3 protein-coding genes are annotated in these 2,829 nt (G+C 66.7%); all 3 read right to left on the bottom strand.

What is annotated here, in order from left to right; genetic code table 11:
• Positions 1-56: 56 nt before the first annotated feature.
• Positions 57-1,241: an acyl-CoA dehydrogenase family protein gene (locus H8A95_RS42390; RefSeq protein ID WP_229188366.1), complete on the bottom strand. Its 1,185-nt coding sequence runs from the start codon at positions 1,239-1,241 to the stop codon at positions 57-59.
• 5 nt (positions 1,242-1,246) lie between these two features.
• A complete protein-coding gene (locus tag H8A95_RS42385; RefSeq protein ID WP_229188365.1) occupies positions 1,247-2,182 on the bottom strand; it encodes an alpha/beta hydrolase in 936 nt (311 codons plus the stop codon).
• Between the two features lies 1 nt (position 2,183).
• A partial coding sequence (locus tag H8A95_RS42380) for an SDR family NAD(P)-dependent oxidoreductase (protein WP_229188364.1) occupies positions 2,184-2,829 on the bottom strand: 646 nt, incomplete at its 5' end.

The raw sequence follows: 2,829 nt of genomic DNA, 5'->3' as shown, positions 1-2,829 counted from the left end.
CGCATCTCACGATGCGATCCGACCTCTCCCCGCAAGCGGGGCGAGGTAAGAAGGCATCACATCCGCTTGGCAACCTCTTCCAGCATCACCTCGGTGGCGCCGCCGCCGATTGTCAGCACGCGGGCGTCGCGCACCATGCGCTCGATCGGCGTGCCGCGCATGAAGCCTGAGCCGCCGTGCAGTTGCAGGCAGCCATGCACGACCTCGTGCAGCACCTCCGGCGACAGCGCCTTCACCATCGATACTTCGCGGAGACATTCTTTTCCAGCCGCAGCGAGCTCGGCAGCCTGATACGCCAGCGCTCGCGCGGCAGCCGCCTTGGCGGCGAGCTGGGCGAGCTTCAGCCGCACGCCTTGCTGGTTCCAGAGCGGGCCGCCGAACGCCTGCCGCGTCTTCACATAGTTCGCCGTCAGCTCGATCGCCTTGGCGGATTCGCCGGCGCAGATGCCGCCGATGCAGATGCGCTCGTTCTGGAAGGTCTCCATGATGCCATAGAAACCCTTGTTCTCCTCGCCGAGCAGGTTCTCCGCCGGCACCCGCACGTCCTGGAAGCCGAGCTCGGCAGTGTCCGAGCAGAGCCAACCGTGCTTGTCGAGCTTGGTCGCCGTGATGCCCGGCGTGTTGCGCTCGACGATGAACAGCGAGATGCCACGGCTGCCCTTGGCGTGCGGATCGGTGCGCGCGGCAACGATCAGGATGTCGCCATAGACCGCATTGGTGATGAACATCTTGGCGCCGTTGATCACCCAGACATCACCATCGCGCCGCGCGCGCGTCTTCAGGCCGGCGACGTCGGAGCCGGCGTCGGGCTCGGTCACCGCGATCGAACACACCGTCTCGCCGCGGATAATCGCCGGCAGGTACTTTTGCTTCTGCTCCGGCGTGCCGCGCAGGCTGATGTGAACAGCCGACATGTCGGTATGCACAAGGATCGACGAGGTGAAGCCGCCGAAGCTCGAGCGCCCGAGCTCCTCGGCGAACACCATCGAGGCCAGCGGCCCCATGTCGGTGCCGCCATATTCGGCCGCATGGCGCATGCCGAGGAAACCGAGCGCGCCCATGCGGCGATAGATCTCGCGCGGGATCTTGCCGTCGCGCTCCCACGCCTCGGCATGCGGCACCACTTCCCTCTCGACGAAGCGGCGCACCTGCTCGCGCAGCATGCGCAGCTCCTCGGGCAGATTGGGCTGCTCCGGGAAATGGAATGCGGTCTCAGAGAGCTGGCGCGGATCCGAGGTCATGACGTTCATTCTGGCGCCCTCTCATGGCCGATGTGAAGATGGTTGCGCAAAAAAGCTGCGAGGGACGCGATCGCCTCTCGCGCCTGCGGAATCTCGGGAAACATCTGGAACACGTGGATCATGCCGTCCCAGACCTCCAGTTCGAGATCGACGCCGACGGCTTTTGCCCTTGCGGCTAGTTCCGTTGAGTCATCGCGCACCGTCTCGCGGTCGCCGACCTGCACCAGCAGCGGCGGCAGACCGGCGAGATCGGCGTAGAGCGGCGAGGCCAATGGATCATGGGTGTCGCCGTCTTTGCCGAGATAGTTCCTTGCCAGCGCCAGGATCATCGCGCGCTGGTGGATCGGATCGACCTCGGCCCTGCTCTCATAGCTTGCGCCGGTTGCGGCAAGATCAGTCCACGGTGACATCAGCGCGCCGGCCGCGGGGAGCGGTAAGCGGCGGTCCCTCGCCGCCAGCATCGCGCCAAGCACGAGATTGCCGCCGGCAGAATCCCCGGCGAAGGCGACGTCCGCCGGACGCAGTCCCTGTTCGCGCAGATAGCGATAGGCCGTCAACGCATCATCCAGTGCCGCGGGGAAGCGATGCTCCGGTGCAAGGCGATAATTGATCGAGAGCACACCGCAGCCGGATGCATCCGCGATCCGCGCGGCCAGGTCGCGATGCGAGGCGACCGAGCCGATGCGGAAGCCGCCGCCGTGAAAATAGAGGATCGCCTTGTCGCGCGGCGCTTGTGACGGCACCAGCCATTCGCCGTCGATACCGTCGGCAGACACCGGCTGGCAGCTCACCGGCACCGAGCAGCCGGCAAAGGCTTGGTCCCAATCGCTGCGCATATGCGCCACTGATGTCTCGCGAGTCCAGCCGCGATAGATCGCCCGCAAGCGCTCAATGGCCCGATCGACCGGCGTCACAGCGATATCGTCGTCGGCGCTCGCCATCTCAGGCCCCGATGCCCATGCCGCCGGACACGCCGAGCGTCTCGCCGGTGATATAGGCCGCCTGATCGGAGGCCAGGAATAGCGCGGCGGCTGCGACCTCCTCCGGCTCGCCGAGCCGGCCGAGCAGCGTCGCACCGGTCATGGCCTGCAGGATCTTGTCACCGCCCTTCGCCACCGCTTGCTCCAGCATCGGCGTCCGAATCGGTCCCGGCGCGATCGCGTTCGCGGTGATGCCGTAGCGCGCATTCTCACGCGCAATGCTCCGGGTAAAGGAGATCACGCCGCCCTTGGCCGCAGAATAGACCGCGCCGCCCTTGGAGCCCAGCCGCGCTGCTTCCGAGGTGACATTGATGATGCGACCGAAGCGGGCCGCCTGCATCGCCGGCAGCGCGGCGTGGGTGCAGGCCAGCACCGAGGTGAGATTGACTGCGATCAGCCGGGACCAATCCTCCGCACTGGTGTCGGTGAAGAAGGCGTGCTGATCGACCCCGGCATTGTTGACGACAATGTCGAACGGGCCGTCTTGCGCCATCACGGCCTGCACGGCCGTGGCATCGCTGACGTCGAGCCCGGCGACGCCGGCGCCGGACTCGCGCGCGAGCTCCGAGGCCGCAGCCACGTCGAGATCGGCGATCACGACCCTGGCG

The organism is Bradyrhizobium oropedii, assembly GCF_020889685.1.
GTDB lineage: Bacteria > Pseudomonadota > Alphaproteobacteria > Rhizobiales > Xanthobacteraceae > Bradyrhizobium > Bradyrhizobium oropedii.
The sequence above is the reverse complement of the archived record's forward strand: the minus strand, read 5'-3'. Positions and strand labels throughout refer to the sequence as shown.